An 18,299-nucleotide genomic window follows, 5' to 3' on the forward strand; every position below is an offset into this window, starting at 1 on the left:
GGTAGCAAGATTGGCCCTTCTTGCCCTACGGTGGCCCTGCATCGCCCGCTGACGACCGGTCAGCGCGGCTCCGAAGCGCACCCCCGATCCCGCCCTCGCCACGGACGGTGGTCGACGGGCAGGCCACGGAGCGCGGTCGGCGAGCGTACGGATACCGGGAACTGGAGCCTGCCATGCTCGAAACGCCTGTACCGCCTGCCCAGGGGGACACCTCGCCGCCCGAGCTCTTCCGGTTCGACCTGCGCCCGCCGGCGGCGCCGGCCGGTGTCCCGATCGCCCGGCGGCTGTTGCGCGACACCTTGCGGGCGCTCGGCCGGGACGACTGGGCGGCCTGTCTGGTCCTGTCCGAGCTGTTGACCAACGCGGTGCGTCACGGGGGCCGGCCGACGGTGCTGATGGCGCTGCGGGCGGACCGGCTGCTGATCGAGGTCGCCGACACCTCCGCCGCGCTGCCCCGTCGGCGCAGCGCCGGAGAGGGGCAGCGGGAGGGCGGACGGGGGCTCGGGTTGGTGGCGGACCTCTCGGTCGGCTGGGGCGTCGAGGTCCGGGGGCGCTGCGGGAAGGCGGTCTGGGCCGAGGTGACGGCGTGAACCGCTCTCTCGGGGAACCGCTCAGACCTCGTTGGGGCCGGTGAAGCCCGGTCCGTCGGGGCGGAGGTGGCCGTGTTCGTCGGTGAGGCCCTCGGGGCCGGGGCTGGTGAAGTCGGGGGAGGAGTAGCCGGGGCCGGTGAATTCGGCGGGGTGGTCGCGGGGGCGGCCCCGGTCGTCGGTGAGGCCCTCGACGCCGGGGCTGGTGAAGCCGGGGCTGCTGTAGGCGGCGGAGCTGTAGCCGGGGCTGTGCAGGTCGGGCGGGGCGGTGCGGGGCGGGGGGAGCGGGCCGGTGGCGGGGGTGGTGGCGAGGTTGGCGTGCAGCCAGGGGAGCAGGGCGCGTTCGCGCAGGGCCCGCCGCCAGGCGTCGCGGGCTTCGGCGAGGTCGGCGTGTTGCTGGGGGTCGGCCTGGCCGGGGGCGGTGGAGCCGTCGCGCAGGGCGGTGAGGACGAGTCCGGCGCCGCCGATGAGCAGGGCGGCGGCGGCGATGGCGAGGGCGATGACGCCGGCGGTGACGGTGGAGCGGCCGAGTGCGAGGGTGGGGCTGGCGGTCCGCAGCAGCCAGCCGACCAGCAGCAGGACGAGTCCGGCGGTGCCGGCCAGCACGGGGGTGAGCACGGTGAGGACGGGGAACAGTCCGGCGCCGGCGGGCGGCGCGCTGCCGGGGTGTTCGGCGAGGGCGGTGCGCAGCGCCAGGTAGTGCGCGTACTCGGGTGCGGCCGGGGCGGCGACGGTGTCGGCGTCGGCGAGCGCCTTGGTGTGCAGTTGTTCGGCGGTGAGGTGGCGTCCGGGTTCGGCGAGGGCCTGTCGGACGCCGGTGTCGCGCAGTGCTTCGTCGAGCAGCCGCGCGAAGTCGGCGCGGTCCTCGGCGAGCAGGCGCGGGGGGTTGCTCATGGGTACCCCGTTCCGCGAGGGCGACTCCGCGAGGTCGACGGAGGTCGGTGGCCTCGATGGTAGGGGCGCGCGGGAGCGGGCCGACAGCCTCTTTCCGGAACTTCCGTGTACTCAGTTCCCTTGTGCGGCCGGTCGGTTGCCGTTCAGGTGTTCAGTTCCGGGGGGCTTCGGCGGGGGTCAGTTCAGTGGCAGCCGGGCGACCAGCAGGCGTCCGTCCATGGTGACGCCGCCGTCCATCGCGATGGCCAGCTCGTCGGCGTAGATGTAGGGGCCGGGCACGTGCGGCGGGGTGCCGTCCTCGGGCTGGTCGCCGGTGAGGTACGGGATCGGGCTGTGGCCGTGGACGACCCGGTAGCCGCCGTAGACGGCGAGCAGTTCCTGGGCGGCCATGGTGCCGGCCTGGCCGCGGAAGGCGAAGCGCTTGGTGAACTTGCGGAAGGCGTCCCACCACTCGTCGATGCCCTCGTCGGCGAGCAGGGCGTGCACGGCGTCGTTGACGTCGGCGATGGTCTCGCCGTACTCCAGGTACGCGGTGGTGTCGGAGTGCAGCAGCAGGTGGCCGTCCTCCAGGGCCATCGCGGGCAGCCGGGACAGCCAGCTGATGTGGTGCGGTTGCAGGCGCTCCAGGTCGTGCTGCTGGCCGCCGTTGAGCCGCCAGGCGGCGAGGAAGGAGGCGGTGCCGGCGGTCGACTGGACGGCCTCGTCGCCGTAGCGGGAGGCGCCGAGGAAGAGCAGTTCGTGGTTGCCCATCAGGGCCCGGCAGTAGCCGCCGGCGGCGGCGGCCTCGGCGGCGAGCTGCATGACCAGGTCGATGACGCCGATGCCGTCGGGGCCGCGGTCGGTGAAGTCGCCGAGGAACCAGATCCGGGAGCGGCCGGCCGACCAGTGGCCCTCGGTGTCGATCAGGCCCTGCTGGTGCAGGGCGGCGAGCAGCTCGTCGAGGTAGCCGTGCACGTCGCCGATGACGAACAGCGGGCCGGGCCCCTCGCCGGGCTCGGGCTGCGGGTACGGGAAGTGCACCTCGACCGGCGGGTTGTCGATCGGCGGGCCGAGTTCGATGGTCGGCGGGTCCTCGTGCGGGGGCCGCCCGGTGGGCGCGTAGTGGCCGGGGGCGGGCTGCTCGCCGGCGCCGGGGCCGGTGCCGAACTCGGAGCCGAACTCGGTGCCGAACTGGCTTGCGGGGGCCCAGTGCTGTTCGAGGTAGCGGGCGCCGCCGTAGGTGCTGTGCGTCTCCTCGTACGGGTAGCCGGCCGGTGCGGCCGGCTCGAAGTAGGAGCCCTGCGGGAGCACGTCGAGGTCCTGGCGGGGGCGGGGGCCCGAGTGCGGGTGCTCGGGCTCGCGGAAAAGGTCCTCGGGTGTCATTCGCCCATCATAGGAAGCGCACTCTCCCGTCGTCCTCACCTGGTCGGTATCCGATTTCTGTCGGCCCGCCCGCTCCGTCCCGGGCCGGGCCGCCCGCCGTCCGGTCTGCACCGGTCTGCGGTGGTCTGGGCGGGGCGGTGCGGGCGGGCGCGGCCGGGAGCGGCCGGGCGGTCCGGCGGGCGGCCCGGCTACACCTCGCCGGGCGGACGGGGCGGGCTGACCGTGGTGCGGGTGGTGCGGCGCTGCGAGGAGGCCCGGACGATCAGCTCGGTGGGCATCAGGGTGCCGGGCGGCGGCCCGGTCCCGGCGGTCCGGTAGCGCGGCGGGAAGAGCCGGCCGGTGGCGGCGCCGGTCCCCGCGTCGACGCCCTCGATCGCGTCGATCAGCAGGTTGACCACGGTGGTGCCGATCCGACGGGGTTTCAGGGACAGCGTGGTGATGGGCGGTTCGGTGTTGGCGTACACGTCGGACTCGCTGCAGCACACCAGCAGCAGGTCGTCCGGCACCCGCAGCCCGTAGCGGCGGGCGGCGGCCAGCAGGTCGGTGCCGTTCGGGTCGAACAGGCCGTAGACCGCGTCCGGGCGGTCCGGGCGGGCCAGCAGCCGGTCGGCGGCGACCGCGCCGGCCGCCGGGTCGTGGGCCGGGTACGCCTCGTACACCGGCTCCTGGCCGACCCGGTCGCACCAGCCGAGGTACGCCTCGGTGGAGAGCCGGGTGTACGTGTCGGTGGAGGTGCCGGTGAGCAGGCCGATCCGGCGGGCGCCGGCCTCGCTCAGGTGCTCCAGGATGCCCAGCACGGCGGCCTCGTGGTCGTTGTCGACCCAGGCGGTGACCGGGCAGTTGCCGGGTTTGCCGTCGGAGACCACCGGGACGCCGGACCGGTACAGCTCGGTGACCAGCGGGTCCTGGTCGGGCGGGTCGATCACCACCGTGCCGTCGAGCGCGATGTTGCTCCACACGTCGTGCCGGGACGAGGCGGGCAGCACCACCAGGGCGTAGCCGCGCCCGAGCGCGGCGCTGGTGGCGGCCCGGGCCATCTCCGCGAAGTAGGCGAACTCGGTGAAGGTGAACGGCTCTTCGCCGTACGTGGTGACGGTCAGGCCGATCAGCCCGGACCGCCCGGTGCGCAGGGTGCGGGCGGCCGCGGACGGCCGGTACCCGAGTCGCTCGGCGACTTCGCGGACCCGGCTGCGGGTCTCGTCCGGGAGGCGTCCCTTGCCGTTCAGGGCGTCCGAGACGGTGGTGATGGACACGCCGGCGGCCGCCGCGACGTCCCGGATGCCGGCCCGCTCCAGGCGCCGGGACGCGGTGGCCCGTCGACCGTTCTGGTTGGCTGCTGCTGTCATGGCGGACCGATCGTATGGCGCGTGACGGCGTTCCGTGACCGGTTCGCTACAGGACGTCGGAGATACGTTTCTCCTCGGGCACCAGCGACACCGGCCCTTCGATCACGGCCCTTTTCCGGCCCGGATACCTCTGACATGTGCCAAAGGAACCGGGCAGAATGGCTGAACCGCGCCCGTAACCCGGACGAGCATCTCACCCGCACGGGTGAGGGCGGTCGGTATCGTTCACGGCACCCGACCGGGGGCGGAACGGCGCCACCGCCGAGAAACGAGAAACGGAGAAACCCGTGGTCCAGCCCGAACACGGCCCCCGCCTGCGCCCCAGCCTCGGCGGCATCCCCAGCTACAAGCCGGGCAAGCCGGCCGGCGCCGACGCCTTCAAGCTCTCCTCCAACGAGAACCCCTACCCGCCGCTGCCCGGCGTGCTGGAGGCCGCGGTCGCCGCCGCCGGCTCCTTCAACCGCTACCCGGACATGGCGGTCAGCGGCCTGGTCGCCGAGCTGGCCGAGCGCTTCGGCGTCCCCGCCGAGCACGTCGCCACCGGCACCGGCTCGGTCGGCGTCGCCCAGTCGCTGATCCTCTCCGCGGCCGGCCCCGGCGACGAGGTGGTCTTCGCCTGGCGCTCCTTCGAGGCGTACCCGATCATCACCCAGGTCGCGGGCGCCACCCCCGTCCCGGTCCCGCTGACCGCCGACGAGGCGCACGACCTGGACGCGATGCTGGCCGCGATCACCGACCGCACCCGGCTGGTCTTCGTCTGCAACCCGAACAACCCGACCGGCGCGGCCCTCCACCGCGACGAGCTGGTCCGCTTCCTGGACGCCGTCCCCGCCGACGTCCTGGTGGTGCTGGACGAGGCGTACCGCGAGTTCATCCGCGACGCCGACGTCCCCGACGGCGTCGAGCTCTACCGCGACCGCCCCAACGTCTGCGTGCTGCGCACCTTCTCCAAGGCGTACGGCCTGGCCGGCCTGCGGGTCGGCTTCGCGATCGCGCACGAGCCGGTCGCCGACGCGCTGCGCAAGACCGCCGTCCCGTTCGGCGTCAGCCAGCTCGCCCAGGACGCCGCGGTCGCCTCGCTGCGCGCCGAGGACGCCCTGCTGGAGCGGGTCGACGCGCTGGTCGCCGAGCGCGCCCGGGTCACCGCCGCGCTGCGCGCCCAGGGCTGGACGGTCGTCGACTCCGAGGCCAACTTCGTCTGGCTGCGGCTGGGCGAGCGCACCCTCGACTTCGCCGCCGCCTGCGCCGAGGCCGGCGTGGTGGTCCGCCCGTTCGCCGGCGAGGGCGTCCGGGTCTCGATCGGCGAGGTCAAGGGCAACGACCTGTTCCTGGGCGCCGCGGAGGCGTTCCGCAAGGAGCTCTGAGTGGTCGTCACCCCACCGTGCGGGCAACGGGGTTGCCCGCACGGTCCGGAGGGGAAGGACTCCCTGCGGCAAGCGCCCGACGCACCGCAGGGAGAGCCCGGATGACCCGGCACGACACCGACCCGACCCCCACCGCCTGGTACGACATCCGACCGGACCTGCCCGCGCCGGTCCCGCCGATGCTGCACCCCGGCACCAAGGAACCGGTCACCGCCGACGACCTGGCCCCGCTGTTCCCCGCCGAACTGGCCGCCCAGGAGCTCGGCGGCCCGCGCGAGGTCGACATCCCCGGCGCCGTCCTCGACCTGTACCGCCGCTTCCGCCCCGCGCCGCTGGTCCGCGCCGAGCGGCTGGAACGCGCGCTGCGCACCCCCGCCCGGATCTACTACAAGTACGAGGGCGGCAACCCGACCGGCTCGCACAAGCTCAACACCGCGCTGGCGCAGGCGTACTACAACAAGGCGGCCGGGGTGACCGGCCTGGTCACCGAGACCGGCGCCGGGCAGTGGGGCAGCGCGCTCGGCCTGGCCTGCTCCTTCCTGGAGCTGGACTGCGAGGTCTTCATGGTCCGGGTCTCCTACGACCAGAAGCCGTACCGGCGGGCCCTGATGGAGACCTACGGCGCCGCGGTGCACGCCTCGCCGTCCGAGCTGACCGCCGCCGGGCGGGCCGCGCTGGCGGCCGACCCGGCGGCCACCGGCAGCCTCGGCCTGGCGATCTCCGAGGCGGTCGAGCGGGTCGCGGCGGCCGGCGGCCGGGCCAAGTACGCGCTCGGCTCGGTGCTCAACCACGTGCTGCTGCACCAGACCGTGATCGGCCAGGAGGCGCTGGCCCAGTTCGCCCGGATCGGCGACTACCCGGACGTGGTGATCGGCGCGGCCGGCGGCGGCTCCAACTTCGGCGGCCTGGCCTTCCCGTTCCTGGGCGAGCAGTTGGCGGGCCGCCGCCCGGTGCGGGCGGTCGCGGTCGAGCCCGCGTCCTGCCCCTCGCTGACCCGCGGCCGCTACGACTACGACTTCGGCGACAGCGCCGGCACCACCCCGCTGATGAAGATGCACACCCTCGGGCACGGCTTCACCCCGCCCGCGATCCACGCCGGCGGGCTGCGCTACCACGGCATGTCGCCGATCGTCAGCCACCTCAAGGAGCTCGGGCTGATCGAGGCCGTCGCCGTGCCGCAGACCGCCTGCTTCGAGGCGGGCGTGGCCTTCGCCCGGGCCGAGGGCGTGGTCCCCGCGCCGGAGTCCACCCACGCGGTGCGGGCGGCGGTCGACGAGGCGCTGGCCTGCCGGGAGTCCGGCGAGTCGAAGGCGATCGTGTTCGCGCTCTCCGGACACGGGCACTTCGACATGCAGGCGTACCTGGACCACTTCGCCGGCCGGCTCACCGACTGACAGTGATGATGTTCGTGGTGACGCTGTCCGCGAGGAGATCGCGGCCCGCAGGACAGCTCCATCCGGGTCCGGCCCGGGCACCCGGGCGCGTCAAAACACCCACCAGTTCCGGAGGACGGCGGGCAGTAAGCAGGGCAAGAGCCGACTACACGCCGCCGGGCAGCAGATGGTCGGCGATGTCGTTGGCCAGTTCCTCCATGTCGTCGGCGGTCGGCTCCTCGCCGTCCTCCCAGCGGAACACCGGGATCCGCCGGCCGCACACCCCGGCCGAGCAGGTGCACGGCGGCCACAGCACCGCCAGCACGCTGGAGAGGGCCGTCGAAGGTGACGTCGCCGCCGTCGCGGCTCACCGGTCGATCACCCGGACCGTGATCGACCGGCCGTCGGTGTGGCCGGTCGACGTCGCGATCTTCTCGCCGCTGGCGCGCCACTCCCAGATCCACTCCAGCGCCACGTCGGGGTCCCTCAGGTTCTGGTTCGTCGCCACGGCGTCCACCTCTTCCCGATGGCGTGGCGGAACTTCGAATCGCACACACAGCAGCAAGTTCGAGAAAGCTGGGCGCGCCCAGCCGGCGGATGGGGCAGGCTCTAGCACAACGATCGTCCGCAACTGCCTGGGAGCGACATCATGGCCCTACGCAAGCTCGGCACGGACCCCGACAGCAAGAACAGCGGATCACCGACCGTCTACCTGGACGAGGAGACCGGCAACTACCTGTTGCAGGGCTGGAAGGTCCTCGACGCGGAACGGCTCGCCCAGATGGACATCCCCGACCACGAAACCGTGATCGAATTCCCGCAGCGCATGGTGCAGTTCTTCCCGGAGGTGAACGGTGGCTTCGGAGAGGACGTTTGAGGAACTGTTCGAAGCAAGTAGCAGCTCCGCAGTCCACTTGGAGATGCGGGACGGCTACATGCTGGACGACCCGTCGTACCTGGCGTGGCTGGAAGATCGTCGGCTCGACCTCGACGACCCGGAAAGTCAGGAGTGGCGGACGCTGGTCCGCTCGGCCGTAGACCGAGGCGTAGAGGTCCGCCGCGCCCGGATCGTCTCCGAGCCGGTGAGCGACTACATCCGCTTCGAACACGAGATCACTGCCCCGCACAACGTCAAGGCGGGCGAACAGGTCCGCTGGCTACCCCGGAGGCTCGCTACCGATCTGGCGTTGCCCGGCAACGACTTCTGGATCTTCGACGACCGTCTGGCACTGATCAACCACTTCTCTGGAGACGGCGACTGGGCCGACACGGAGACCGTCACCGATCCGGCTGTGGTCAAGCTCTGCTCCGACGCGTTCGCAGCGGTCTGGGAACGTGCCGTGCCGCACGAGGACTACCACCCCGCCTGATCGATCGATGGACCATCCACAGCAGTCGCCGTCCTCCAGCGCCCGACAAGCCCGATTCGACCTCGGCAAGAGGCTGAAGGACATCCGGAAAGGCGCCGGCCTGACAGCGCGGGAGTTGGCCTCCCTCGCAGGCTGGCACGAGTCCAAGGCTTCACGGCTGCAAAGCGGCCGAACGTCCCCTACGGAGTCGGACATTCGCTTGTGGACGGTACTCTGTGGCGTCCCCGAGCAGGCGGATGATCTGATTGCCACAGCGCACAGCGTCGAAGGCATGTACGTCGAGTGGCGCCGCCGAACACGGGCCGGTCTACGACATGTCCAGCAGGCCGCCGTGCCGCTCTACCAGCGCACTCGACACTTCCGAATCTACGAGCCCGGCGTCTGCCCCGGCCTACTCCAAACACCCGCATACGCGTCAGCGCTCATGGGCGCGATCATCGCGTTTCAGCACATCCCCGACGACACCGACGCCGCGGTGGCCGCCCGCATCGAACGCCAGCAGGTGCTGCACCAGGGTGGCACCTTCGCCTTCCTCCTGGAGGAATCAGTCCTCCGTGCGCGGGTGGCCGACGACGAGACCATGGCCGGACAGCTCGGCTACCTACTGCACGCGACCACACTGCCGTCCGTCAGCATCGGGATCGTACCGACGTCGGCTCACCGGGCGATGTGGCCGGTCGAAGGGTTCTGGATCTTCGACGAGGAACGCGTCCTCGTCGAACTCGTCACCGCCGAGGTGACCGTCACACAGCCGCGCGAGATCGAACTCTACGCGCGGACCTTCACCACCCTCGCCACCATCGCCGTCTACGGCGCGAAAGCTCGCGCCCTCATCACGGGGGCCATCGACGCGCTCAGGTGAATCCATGCAAGTTCGAGCAAGTTCCTGGAGACGCCCCTCGCCCTGCTCCTAACGTCGTGTCAAGCAGGAACACTCGACCGGCGAACGGGAGCAACCCCATGGCGGCCTCGGGACAGGAACCGAAGTACCGGCCTCGCAGCCCAGCCTCGTGATCAAGACCTACGCGGTCGACCCGACCGACGGCACCCGCGCCCTCCGGTCGGCGACCTCGTCCGACGAGCCGATCCCAGCCCACCACAGCCGGTCCACGCAGGACGACGTCGCCTGACGGGCACCCCGTGGACTCGTTCGCCACCAGCATCTTCGGCATCGGCGGCTACTTCAACGGCGCCCGCGCCGCCCGCAGCGAGATCCTCGCCGCCCGCGAATCCGGCCAGGGACTCCCCCTCCTGAACGCCGGCGAGCCCTACCTCGGCGACGCCAGCGCCACGCAACGCCCCTGAACTCCCGCCCCGGCCGCCGCTCTGCCAAGAACCCGGCCGGGGCGGGCCGGCAACACCGCGCAATCCGAACGCCAACCAGCCCTCAGAATCCGCACGTCGTGAAGGAGGGACCAGTATGACAACCCCCACTCCCACCGAGCGCCCGCCCGGCGACACCGGCCCCGGCAGCAGGCCGACGCGAAGCTGCACCCACCCCACCAAGCGGACCAACTGAGCGACAGGAGAACCAGCCATGGCGGGTAAGCACGGTGACGGCAAGGGCGGATCCGAAGGGGACAAGAAGCAGACCCCCAAGGAGTCCGACGGCCAGTGGCCCCCGAAGAAGTGAGTTTCAACTGATGGACAAATACGCGCAGTTGCTCGCCGAACTAACTTCGGCTGGTGTCCTGGGCGAGGAGTGGCGGGGCGCGTTCGAGCGCGCCCCGCGCTCTGCCTTCGTGCCGGACACCGTCTGGGCCCCCGACACCGACCACCCCACCGGCTACCGCCGGATCACCCGCAGCAACGACCCCACCGACTGGTGGGCGCTGGTCAACGCGAACGACGTCGTCGTCACCCAGCTCGACGACGGGGCCGAGGACGGGCCAGGGACCGCAACGTCCTCCGCGTCGATGCCGTCCCTCGTCGCCACCATGCTCCGACACCTCGACGCCGCCGACGGACACACCGTCCTCGACATCGGCACCGGCACCGGCTGGACCAGTGCCCTACTGTCCGCCCGGCTCGGAGAGCAACGAGTCACCACCATCGAAGTCGATCAGGCAATGGCTGCTGGAGCCACGTCCGCGCTCGCCAAGGCCGGCTTCGACCCAACCCGCATCATCGGCGACGGCCTCGCCGGTTGGCTGCCCAACGCTCCATACGATCGCATCCACTCCACCGCGGCCGTCCAGACCGTCCCCCGCGCCTGGATCGACCAGACCACCCCCGGCGGCATCATCGTCACCCCCTGGGGCACCCCGTTCGCCAACGCCGGGCTGCTGCGCCTCGTCATCGGCGAACACGGCCAACCGACCTACGGCCGGTTCGTCGACAACGTCACCTTCATGTGGATGCGCGCCCAACGGCCGCATCGGGTAACCGATCTCGCCGAGATCCCCAGCGTCCTCAGCGCATCCCCGATGGATCCCAGAATGGCGTTGGAGGACGTGGACGCCGCGTTCACCATCGGACTCCGGGTGCCCGGAGTCCGCTTCGAACACCGCTGGGACACCGCCGACCGCACCAGCACCTACCGGATGCACATGTCGGACGGAGCAGGCTCGTGGGCGTCAGTCCACTACCACGAGTGGGACGCCGAGGACGCTCTTCTCCAAGCCGGTCCCCGCCGGCTCTGGGACGAGATCACCGCAGCCCGCCTCTGGTGGCTGGAAGAGGGCAAGCCGTCGCTGTCCCAGTTCGGCCTCACCCTCACCCCAGACGGCCAACAGACCGTCTGGCTGAACGACCCCGGCAACGTCGTCGACTGACAGTGATGATGTCCGTGGTGACGCTGCGGGTGGGTCTGACTCGCCGACTGACTGACGTCTCGACTGTCCTGTTTGGGATTTGTCGGCCTGCCGGGCGTCACCACGCACGCGGCCGCACGGGCGCTTGTGACTTCATGGGAGCCTGGCCAGAGGCCCCACCACTGCCTTGTCCACCCGCCCGACCGGCGCGTGCCGCCCCCGGCTCGGACAAGCGGCAAGGACGGGCACGACCAGCATGACGCCTGGCGGCCGGGAGATCACCGGCGGAGTCGACACCCACGGCCTGACCCACCATGCGGCGGTGGTCGACCCCATCGGCCGGCACCTGGCCGACCGGGAGCTCCCCACCACCGTCCGCGGCTACCGGGACCTCCTGGACTGGATGCGCTCGCACGGCGCCCTGAGCGCAGTCGGCGTGGAGGGCACCGGCGCCTACGGGGCCGAGTTGGCGCGCGTGCTGATCGCCGCCGGCGTCACGGTCGTCGACGTTGACCGGCCCGACCGCGAGACCCGGCGCACGAAGGGCAAATCCGACCCGATCGATGCCCCCGCCGCCGCGACGGCCGTCCTGTCGGGCCGGACCACCGGAATTCCCAAGAGCCGGGACGGCGCGGTCGGGGCCGTCCCTGTCCTGCGGATCGCCCGCCGGACGCCCGGGTGAAGCGCTGACGGGACTTCGCTGGGAGGTCGCTGGGAGTCGGGTCAAGGGCTGGTGGTCCGCCGGTAGGCCACCGCCCCCCGGGCGGTCGGTGCGCACCGGTCTGTCCGGATCGGCGCTCCCAGCCGGCGCCCAGGATCCGCACAGAACGGCGCAAGAGCGCGGGGCGATGCTTCTGCGCCATGAAGGTGCTTCCGCGACGGCGTGGGGCCGTCCTCGTCAACTCCGCGCTCGGCGTGGCCCTGCTCGGCGGGGCCGCGCTGGCGTACACCACCCTGGACAGCGGCACGAGCAAGGCCGCCACCGGCTCCAAGGTCAGGACCGCCACGGTCGCCAAGGGGACGGTCCAGGCCACCGTGTCCGGATCGGGCACGCTGTTCTCCCCGTCCGACGCCGGGCAGGACTTCACCACCGGGGGCAGGCTCACCTCGGTGAAGGTCGCGGTCGGCGACGCGGTGAAGAAGGGCCAGGTGCTCGCCACCGTCGACACCGCCGCCGTCCAGCAGCAGGTCGACCAGGCGCAGGCCGCGCTGAACACCGCCGAGGCCAACCTGGCCAAGGCCGAGGCCGGCGAGACGGTCACCACCACGGTGCCCGGCACGTCCGGCTCCAACCGCACCGGCGGCACCGGCGGCGCGGGGGCGAGCGGCGCGGGGGCGAGCAGCACCCCGCAGCCGACCACCACGACCACCGTCAAGGTCGACCAGGCCCAGGTGGCCTCCGCCCAGCAGCAGGTCGACAACGCCGAGACGACGCTCGCCAACGCCAAGGACGCGCTGGCCGGCACCACCCTCACCGCGACCACCGACGGCACCGTCGCCTCGATCTCCGGCAAGGTCGGCGAGAACGTCTCCGGCACCGGCTCCTCCGGCGGCTCGTCCTCCTCCGGCGGCACCTCGTCCGGCGCCAAGACCTCGACCGGCGGCGGCGCTTCGAGCACCACCCCGGCCGGCTTCATCGTGCTGACCAACCCGTCCGGGATGGAGGTCACCGCGAACTTCTCCGAGCTGGACTCGCTCAAGCTGAAGAAGGGCCAGCCGGCGACCGTCACCCTGAACGCGCAGTCCGACACCAAGCTCCAGGCCACCGTGCTGTCGGTCTCCTCGCTGCCCTCCAGCTCCACCAACGGGGCCGTGCAGTACGGCGCGACGCTGCGGATCGGCTCCGACACCTCGGCGCTGCGCACCGGCCTGAGCGCCACCATCTCGGTCACCACCGGCTCCGCCGACAACGCCCTGTCGGTGCCCACCGCGGCCCTCCAGGGCACCGGCGCCACCCGCACCGCGACCGTCGTGCACGACGACGGCTCCACCGAGCGGGTGCAGGTCACCGTCGGCATCGAGGGCGACAGCACCGTGCAGGTCACCGAGGGCCTCACCGAGGGCGAGAAGGTCGAGCTGACCTCCACCACCGCGGGCACCGGCAACGGCTTCCCGTCCGGCCAGTTCCCGGGCGCCGGCGGCGCGGCGGGCGGCCTCGGCGGCGCGTCCGGCGGCTTCGGCGGCGGCACCCGCGGCGGCGGCGGGGGCACCCGCTGATGCGCGCCGGCAAGCCCCCGGTGATCCAGATCCGCCGGGTCACCAAGTCGTACGGGCACGGCGACGCCGTCGTGCACGCCCTGCGCGGGCCGATGACCGGCGGCGGTGAGCCGCTCGGCGTCGACCTGGACATCGCCGAGGGCGACTACGTCGCGGTGATGGGCTCCTCCGGCTCGGGCAAGTCCACCCTGATGAACATCCTCGGCTGCCTCGACGTGCCCAGCACCGGCCGCTACCTGCTGGACGGCACCGACGTCGGCCACCTGGACGAGGGCCAGCTCGCGCTGGTCCGCAACCGCAAGATCGGCTTCGTGTTCCAGTCCTTCAACCTGGTGCCCCGCACCACCGCGCTCGCCCAGGTCGAGCTGCCGCTCGCCTACGCGGGCGTCCGGGCCGCCGAGCGGCGCCGCCGGGCGCTGGCCGCGCTCGGCCTGGTCGGCCTGGCCGACCGGGCCGGGCACAAGCCCAACCAGCTCTCCGGCGGCCAGCAGCAGCGCGTCGCGGTCGCCCGGGCGCTGGTCACCGCGCCCGCGATGCTGCTCGCCGACGAGCCCACCGGCAACCTCGACAGCCGCTCCACCGAGGAGGTGCTGGCCGTCATCGACGCGCTCAACGCGCGCGGCCGCACCGTGGTGGTGATCACCCACGAGGACGAGGTCGCGCTGCACGCCAAGCGGGTCGTCCGGCTGGTCGACGGCGCGGTCGTCTCGGACGTCCGGCAGGCCCCGGTCGACGGACCGCCGCCGGCCCTGGCCGCGACCGCGGGGGTGGTCGCGTGATCGCCTGGCAGATGCTCCGCTTCGCGGTCGGCGGCCTGGCCGCCAACAAGGTCCGCTCCGCGCTGACCATGCTCGGCGTGCTGATCGGCGTGGCCTCGGTGATCCTGCTGCTGGCGGTCGGCAACGGCTCCTCGGTGGCGGTCAAGGAGTCGATCACCTCGCTCGGCACCAACGCGCTGACCGTCTCCTCCGCCGCCTCGCGCGGCTCGGCCACCGCCGCCAAGAAGCTCACCGTGGAGGACGCCAAGGCGCTCGCCACCGCCGCCGACACCCCGTCCATCAAGTCGGTCGCCCCGGTGGTCACCACCAGCGGCACCGCGCTGTACGGGAACATCTCGTACCAGCCCGGCCAGATCGTCGGCACCTACCCCGCCTACTTCGAGACCGCCAACCTGAAGGTCGACAAGGGCGACTACTTCTCCGCCGACGACGTGCTGAACTCCCGCAAGGTCGCGGTGCTCGGCTCGACCACCGCCAAGGAGCTGTTCGCCGCCGAGGACCCGGTCGGCAAGAAGATCACCGTCGGCGGCACCCCGTTCACCGTGGTCGGGGTGCTGAAGACCAAGGGCTCCACCGGCTTCAACGACCCCGACGACGTGCTGGTCGCGCCGCTGCCGACCGTGCAGAACGCGTTCACCGGCTTCGGCTCGGTCAACCAGATCCTGGTGCAGGCCGCCTCGGCCGAGACCACCACCGAGGCACAGTCCGACATCACCCGGATCCTGATGGGCACCCACGCCGTCAAGGACGCCGCCAAGGCCGACTTCCGGATCAGCAACCAGACCTCGCTGCTGACCGCCCGCGAGTCCACCACCAGGACCTTCACCGTCCTGCTCGGCGCGGTCGCCGCGATCTCGCTGCTGGTCGGCGGCATCGGCATCACCAACATCATGCTGGTGACGGTCACCGAGCGGACCAGGGAGATCGGCATCCGCAAGGCGCTCGGCGCGCCCCGCGCGGTCATCCTCGGCCAGTTCCTCGCCGAGTCGACCCTGCTGTCGGTGATCGGCGCCGGCCTCGGCGTGGCCGCCGGGATCGCCGGCTCGCACTTCCCGGTGGTCGGCATCAAGCCCGTGGTGATCCCCGAGTCGGTGCTCGGCGCGTTCGCCATCGCCGTCGCCATCGGCCTGTTCTTCGGCAGCTACCCCGCCAACCGGGCCGCCTCGCTGCGCCCGATCGACGCCCTCCGGCACGAGTAGAAGGAACGCCCCATGTCAGACGACCAGGAGCTGCTGGCCACCGCGCCGGACGCCCGCGACATCACCGCCGAGCTGGCCGCGCCCCCGCGCCGCAAGCTCCCCTGGCCCACCCTGGCGCTGGCCGGCTGCGTCATCGCCGTGCTCTCCTTCGCCGGCGGCGCCTGGTACCAGAAGGACAGCGGCAGCACCGGGAGCGGCACCCGGGCGGGCGCCGGATCCGACCGCGCCCCCGGCACCGGCCGCGGCGGCTACGGCGGCGGCAACGGCGGCGGCCAGTTCCCCGGCGGCGGCAACGGCGGTGGCGGCGGCGCGGCGGGCGGCTTCACCCGGGGCACCGTGAAGTCGGTGGAGGGCGACACCGTCTACCTGACCGACGCCAACGGCAACACCGTCAAGGTCACCACCCAGGACTCCACCAAGGTCACCACCACCAAGGAGGGCAAGGTCGGCGACCTGCAGCCCGGCCAGACCGTCACGGTGCTGGGCAGCAAGGCCGCGGACGGCTCCTACAGCGCCACCCAGCTCACCGAGGGCGGCGCGGCGGGCGGCTTCGGCGGCAACCGCGGCGGTGGGACCGGCACCACCGGCGGTAGCGGGAACCGCTGATTCCGGTACCGGTTCGGGCACGAGCGGATGACTAATCCAATCTTCATCCGCTTTGCGTAGCCTGACCGGGCTAGGGTCTGTCTGACGGTGTTCGGCCGGACGGGTCCGGCGGACGCCGCGGACAGACCCCGTGGTGTCCGGGGTGGCCCATTCGTCCGGCCGGGAGGCGGAGCAATCGTGTCAGGCGCAGTGCAGTCGAACCCGGTCCCGACGGTCCAGGCCGGGGGCGAGCCCTTCCTGCTGGTGGTCGACGACGAACCGAACATCCGCGAGCTGCTCTCCGCCAGCCTGCGCTTCTCCGGTTTCCGGGTGGCCTCCGCCGCGACCGGCCAGGAGGCGCTGGACGCGGTCGCCGCCGAGCGCCCCGACCTGGTGGTGCTGGACGTGATGCTGCCCGACCTGGACGGCTTCACCGTGGTGCGCCGGCTGCGCGACCAGACCCAGTGGCCGCAGAGCCCCGAGCACGTCCCGGTGCTGTTCCTGACCGCCAAGGACGGCACCGGCGACAAGGTGCAGGGCCTGGCGGTCGGCGCCGACGACTACGTCACCAAGCCGTTCAGCCTGGAGGAGCTGATCGCCCGGATCCGGGCGATCCTGCGCCGGGCCGGCGGCCCGGCCGACGACGGCCGCCTGGTGGTCGCCGACCTCACCCTGGACCCGGCCGCGCACGAGGTCACCCGCGGCGGCGTCCCGGTCTCGCTCTCCCCCACCGAGTTCAAGCTGCTGCACTACCTGATGGCCAACGTCGGCCGGGTGGTCTCCAAGGCGCAGATCCTCGACCACGTGTGGGCCTACGACTTCGGCGGCGACCTCTCCATCGTCGAGTCGTACATCTCCTACCTGCGCCGCAAGCTCGACTCCGGGCCGGGCCACGGCCCCAAGCTGATCCACACGGTGCGCGGCATCGGCTACGCGCTGCGCCGCCCGCCGAACGGCTGAGATGGCCCGCTTCTCGCTCCGGGTGCGGCTGCTGGTGCTGGCGCTGCTGCTGGTCACCACCGGCCTGGTGGTGAGCGACACCCTGGTGCTGGGCACCGTCCGCGGCCAACTGGTGGACCGGGTCGACGAGCAGCTCGACCGGTTCGCCGAGCCGCTCTCCCGCCGGGCGCCGTCCAAGCAGACCGGCGGCTCGGTGTTCAGCAGCGCCCAGGGCGGGGTCCGCCGGACCGGGCAGAGCCTGCCCAGCGAGTACGTGGTGCGCTACCTGGGCGAGGACGGCGCGGTGCAGTCGGTGATCCGGCAGCCGCTGAGCGAGTCCGACCCGCCGCCGCAGCTGCCCGCGCTGGACCGCAAGGGGCTGACCGAGCGGCTGGCCGACCCGTTCACCGCCTCCGGGCCGCGCTCCAGCGAGTGGCGCTCGATGGTGCTGCCGCTGCAGCGGTCCGCCGCCGCGGCCGACCCGGCCGGGCCGAAGTACGTGCAGGTCGCGGTGCCGCTGGCGGAGGTCCAGTCGACCATCTCGCACCTGCGCACCACCTTCCTGAGCATCGGCGCCGCGGTGCTGGCCGGCCTGGCCGTGCTGGGCGCGTTCGCGGTCCGGGCCGGGCTGCGGCCGCTGCGCCAGCTGGAGGCGGGCGCCCAGCGGATCGCCGACGGCGACCTGTCGTACCGGATGCCGGAGCTGCCCGCCCGCACCGAGGCGGGCCGGCTGTCCGCCGCGCTGAACGGGATGCTCACCCACATCGAGACCGCGTTCGCCGCCCGGGCCGCCTCCGAGGAGCGGATGCGGCGCTTCGTCGCCGACGCCTCGCACGAGCTGCGCACCCCGCTGGCGGGCATCCGCGGCTTCGCCGAGCTGCACCGGATGGGCGCGCTGCGGGACGTCGACCGGGCGATGGACCGGATCGAGTCGGAGGCGGTCCGGCTCGGCGCGCTGGTCGAGGACCTGCTGATGCTGGCCCGGATCGACGAGGAGCGCCCGCTCGACCTGGCCCCGATGGACCTGCGCACGCTGGCCGCCGACGCGCTGCACGACCTGACCGCGCTCGACCCCGGCCGCCCGGTCGCGCTGACCGGCCCGAACGGCCTGGGCGCCCCGCAGCCCGCCCCGGTGCTGGGCGACGAGGCCCGGCTGCGCCAGGTGGTGACCAACCTGGTCGGCAACGCGGTCAAGCACACCCCGCCCGGCACCGCGGTGCGGATCGGCGTGGGCCGCTCCGACGGCGGCTGCCTGCTGGAGGTCGCCGACCGGGGGCCGGGGCTGACCGAGGAGCAGGCCGCCCTGGTGTTCGAGCGCTTCTACCGGGCGGACGCCTCGCGCAGCCGCCGGGCCGGCCAGTCCGGGGGATCGGGGCTCGGCCTGGCGATCGCCAGCGCCCTGGTCTCGGCGCACGGCGGCGAGCTGACCCTGCGCACCGCGCCGGGCGACGGCGCGGCCTTCCGACTCTCGCTGCCCCACCAGCGCTGACGTCCCGTCAGCGGGGTCGGCGTCAAGCGCCGTTCGGTACAG

At 72.7% G+C, this 18,299-nt stretch carries 19 protein-coding genes and 1 pseudogene; 15 read left to right on the top strand and 5 right to left on the bottom strand.

All coding sequences use genetic code 11. From position 1 onward, the window contains the following. The first annotated feature begins 173 nt into the window (after positions 1-173). On the top strand, positions 174-590 hold the full coding sequence (locus KSE_RS19745; RefSeq protein WP_231873187.1) for an ATP-binding protein: 417 nt from the start codon (positions 174-176) through the stop codon (positions 588-590). Between the two features lie 21 nt (positions 591-611). Here the strand turns inward: KSE_RS19745 and KSE_RS19750 are convergent, their stop codons facing one another. From KSE_RS19750 to KSE_RS19760, 3 genes are all read right to left on the bottom strand, one after another. Beyond that, positions 612-1,481, bottom strand: coding sequence for a hypothetical protein (locus tag KSE_RS19750; protein WP_014137101.1), 870 nt, complete (start codon positions 1,479-1,481; stop codon positions 612-614). A 177-nt stretch (positions 1,482-1,658) separates the two neighbouring features. Next, positions 1,659-2,843 carry a metallophosphoesterase gene (locus KSE_RS19755; RefSeq protein ID WP_014137102.1) on the bottom strand — a complete coding sequence of 395 codons (1,185 nt, stop codon included), beginning with the start codon at positions 2,841-2,843 and terminating at the stop codon, positions 1,659-1,661. Between the two features lie 188 nt (positions 2,844-3,031). Beyond that, entirely contained in the window at positions 3,032-4,189 is a 1,158-nt protein-coding gene (locus KSE_RS19760) for a LacI family DNA-binding transcriptional regulator (RefSeq protein WP_014137103.1), read from the bottom strand. 287 nt (positions 4,190-4,476) lie between these two features. On the opposite strand from KSE_RS19760, the gene hisC reads away from it, so the two are divergent. Together hisC and KSE_RS19770 are read left to right on the top strand one after the other, a co-directional pair. Continuing rightward, on the top strand, positions 4,477-5,553 hold the full coding sequence (gene hisC / locus KSE_RS19765) for a histidinol-phosphate transaminase (protein ID WP_014137104.1): 1,077 nt from the start codon (positions 4,477-4,479) through the stop codon (positions 5,551-5,553). A gap of 101 nt (positions 5,554-5,654) precedes the next feature. Next, positions 5,655-6,947: a TrpB-like pyridoxal phosphate-dependent enzyme gene (locus KSE_RS19770; protein ID WP_014137105.1), complete on the top strand. Its 1,293-nt coding sequence runs from the start codon at positions 5,655-5,657 to the stop codon at positions 6,945-6,947. A 145-nt stretch (positions 6,948-7,092) separates the two neighbouring features. Here the strand turns inward: KSE_RS19770 and KSE_RS42890 are convergent, their stop codons facing one another. Then, positions 7,093-7,251 (bottom strand): hypothetical protein, encoded by a 159-nt coding sequence (locus tag KSE_RS42890; RefSeq protein WP_014137106.1) that lies wholly within the window; start codon positions 7,249-7,251, stop codon positions 7,093-7,095. 42 nt (positions 7,252-7,293) lie between these two features. After that, a complete protein-coding gene (locus KSE_RS42895) occupies positions 7,294-7,434 on the bottom strand; it encodes a hypothetical protein (protein ID WP_157850035.1) in 141 nt (46 codons plus the stop codon). A gap of 141 nt (positions 7,435-7,575) precedes the next feature. Here KSE_RS42895 and KSE_RS19775 point away from each other — a divergent pair, with 141 nt between their 5' ends. The 12 genes and pseudogenes from KSE_RS19775 (at position 7,576) to KSE_RS19825 (ending at position 18,257) form a co-directional block, all read left to right on the top strand. After that, a complete protein-coding gene (locus tag KSE_RS19775) occupies positions 7,576-7,803 on the top strand; it encodes a BAR domain-containing protein (RefSeq protein WP_014137108.1) in 228 nt (75 codons plus the stop codon). Continuing rightward, complete coding sequence (locus KSE_RS19780; protein ID WP_033257668.1) at positions 7,781-8,296, top strand: DUF6879 family protein; 516 nt, start codon at positions 7,781-7,783, stop codon at positions 8,294-8,296. Before KSE_RS19775 ends, KSE_RS19780 begins: the two co-directional genes overlap by 23 nt. Positions 8,297-8,303: 7 nt before the next feature. Next, complete coding sequence (locus KSE_RS19785; protein ID WP_014137110.1) at positions 8,304-9,158, top strand: helix-turn-helix domain-containing protein; 855 nt, start codon at positions 8,304-8,306, stop codon at positions 9,156-9,158. A gap of 278 nt (positions 9,159-9,436) precedes the next feature. Next, entirely contained in the window at positions 9,437-9,601 is a 165-nt protein-coding gene (locus KSE_RS42900) for a hypothetical protein (RefSeq protein ID WP_157850034.1), read from the top strand. 338 nt (positions 9,602-9,939) lie between these two features. Further along, positions 9,940-11,070: a methyltransferase domain-containing protein gene (locus KSE_RS19790; RefSeq protein ID WP_014137111.1), complete on the top strand. Its 1,131-nt coding sequence runs from the start codon at positions 9,940-9,942 to the stop codon at positions 11,068-11,070. 235 nt (positions 11,071-11,305) lie between these two features. Then, positions 11,306-11,716, top strand: a pseudogene (locus KSE_RS19795) (IS110 family transposase); the annotation flags it as partial. A 194-nt stretch (positions 11,717-11,910) separates the two neighbouring features. Then, positions 11,911-13,266, top strand: coding sequence for an efflux RND transporter periplasmic adaptor subunit (locus tag KSE_RS19800; protein WP_014137113.1), 1,356 nt, complete (start codon positions 11,911-11,913; stop codon positions 13,264-13,266). Beyond that, positions 13,266-14,045, top strand: a complete 780-nt coding sequence (locus tag KSE_RS19805) for an ABC transporter ATP-binding protein (RefSeq protein WP_014137114.1) — start codon at positions 13,266-13,268, stop codon at positions 14,043-14,045. The genes KSE_RS19800 and KSE_RS19805 overlap by 1 nt, the downstream gene beginning before the upstream one ends. Further along, a complete protein-coding gene (locus tag KSE_RS19810; RefSeq protein WP_014137115.1) occupies positions 14,042-15,244 on the top strand; it encodes an ABC transporter permease in 1,203 nt (400 codons plus the stop codon). Before KSE_RS19805 ends, KSE_RS19810 begins: the two co-directional genes overlap by 4 nt. Positions 15,245-15,256: 12 nt before the next feature. Then, positions 15,257-15,850, top strand: coding sequence for a DUF5666 domain-containing protein (locus tag KSE_RS42905; protein WP_014137116.1), 594 nt, complete (start codon positions 15,257-15,259; stop codon positions 15,848-15,850). Positions 15,851-16,027: 177 nt separating this feature from the next. Then, on the top strand, positions 16,028-16,789 hold the full coding sequence (locus KSE_RS19820; protein ID WP_231873188.1) for a response regulator transcription factor: 762 nt from the start codon (positions 16,028-16,030) through the stop codon (positions 16,787-16,789). A gap of 1 nt (position 16,790) precedes the next feature. Further along, positions 16,791-18,257, top strand: coding sequence for a sensor histidine kinase (locus KSE_RS19825; protein ID WP_014137118.1), 1,467 nt, complete (start codon positions 16,791-16,793; stop codon positions 18,255-18,257). Positions 18,258-18,299 lie beyond the last annotated feature (42 nt).

Origin of the sequence: Kitasatospora setae KM-6054 (assembly GCF_000269985.1) — a bacterium.
GTDB classification, from domain to species: domain Bacteria; phylum Actinomycetota; class Actinomycetes; order Streptomycetales; family Streptomycetaceae; genus Kitasatospora; species Kitasatospora setae.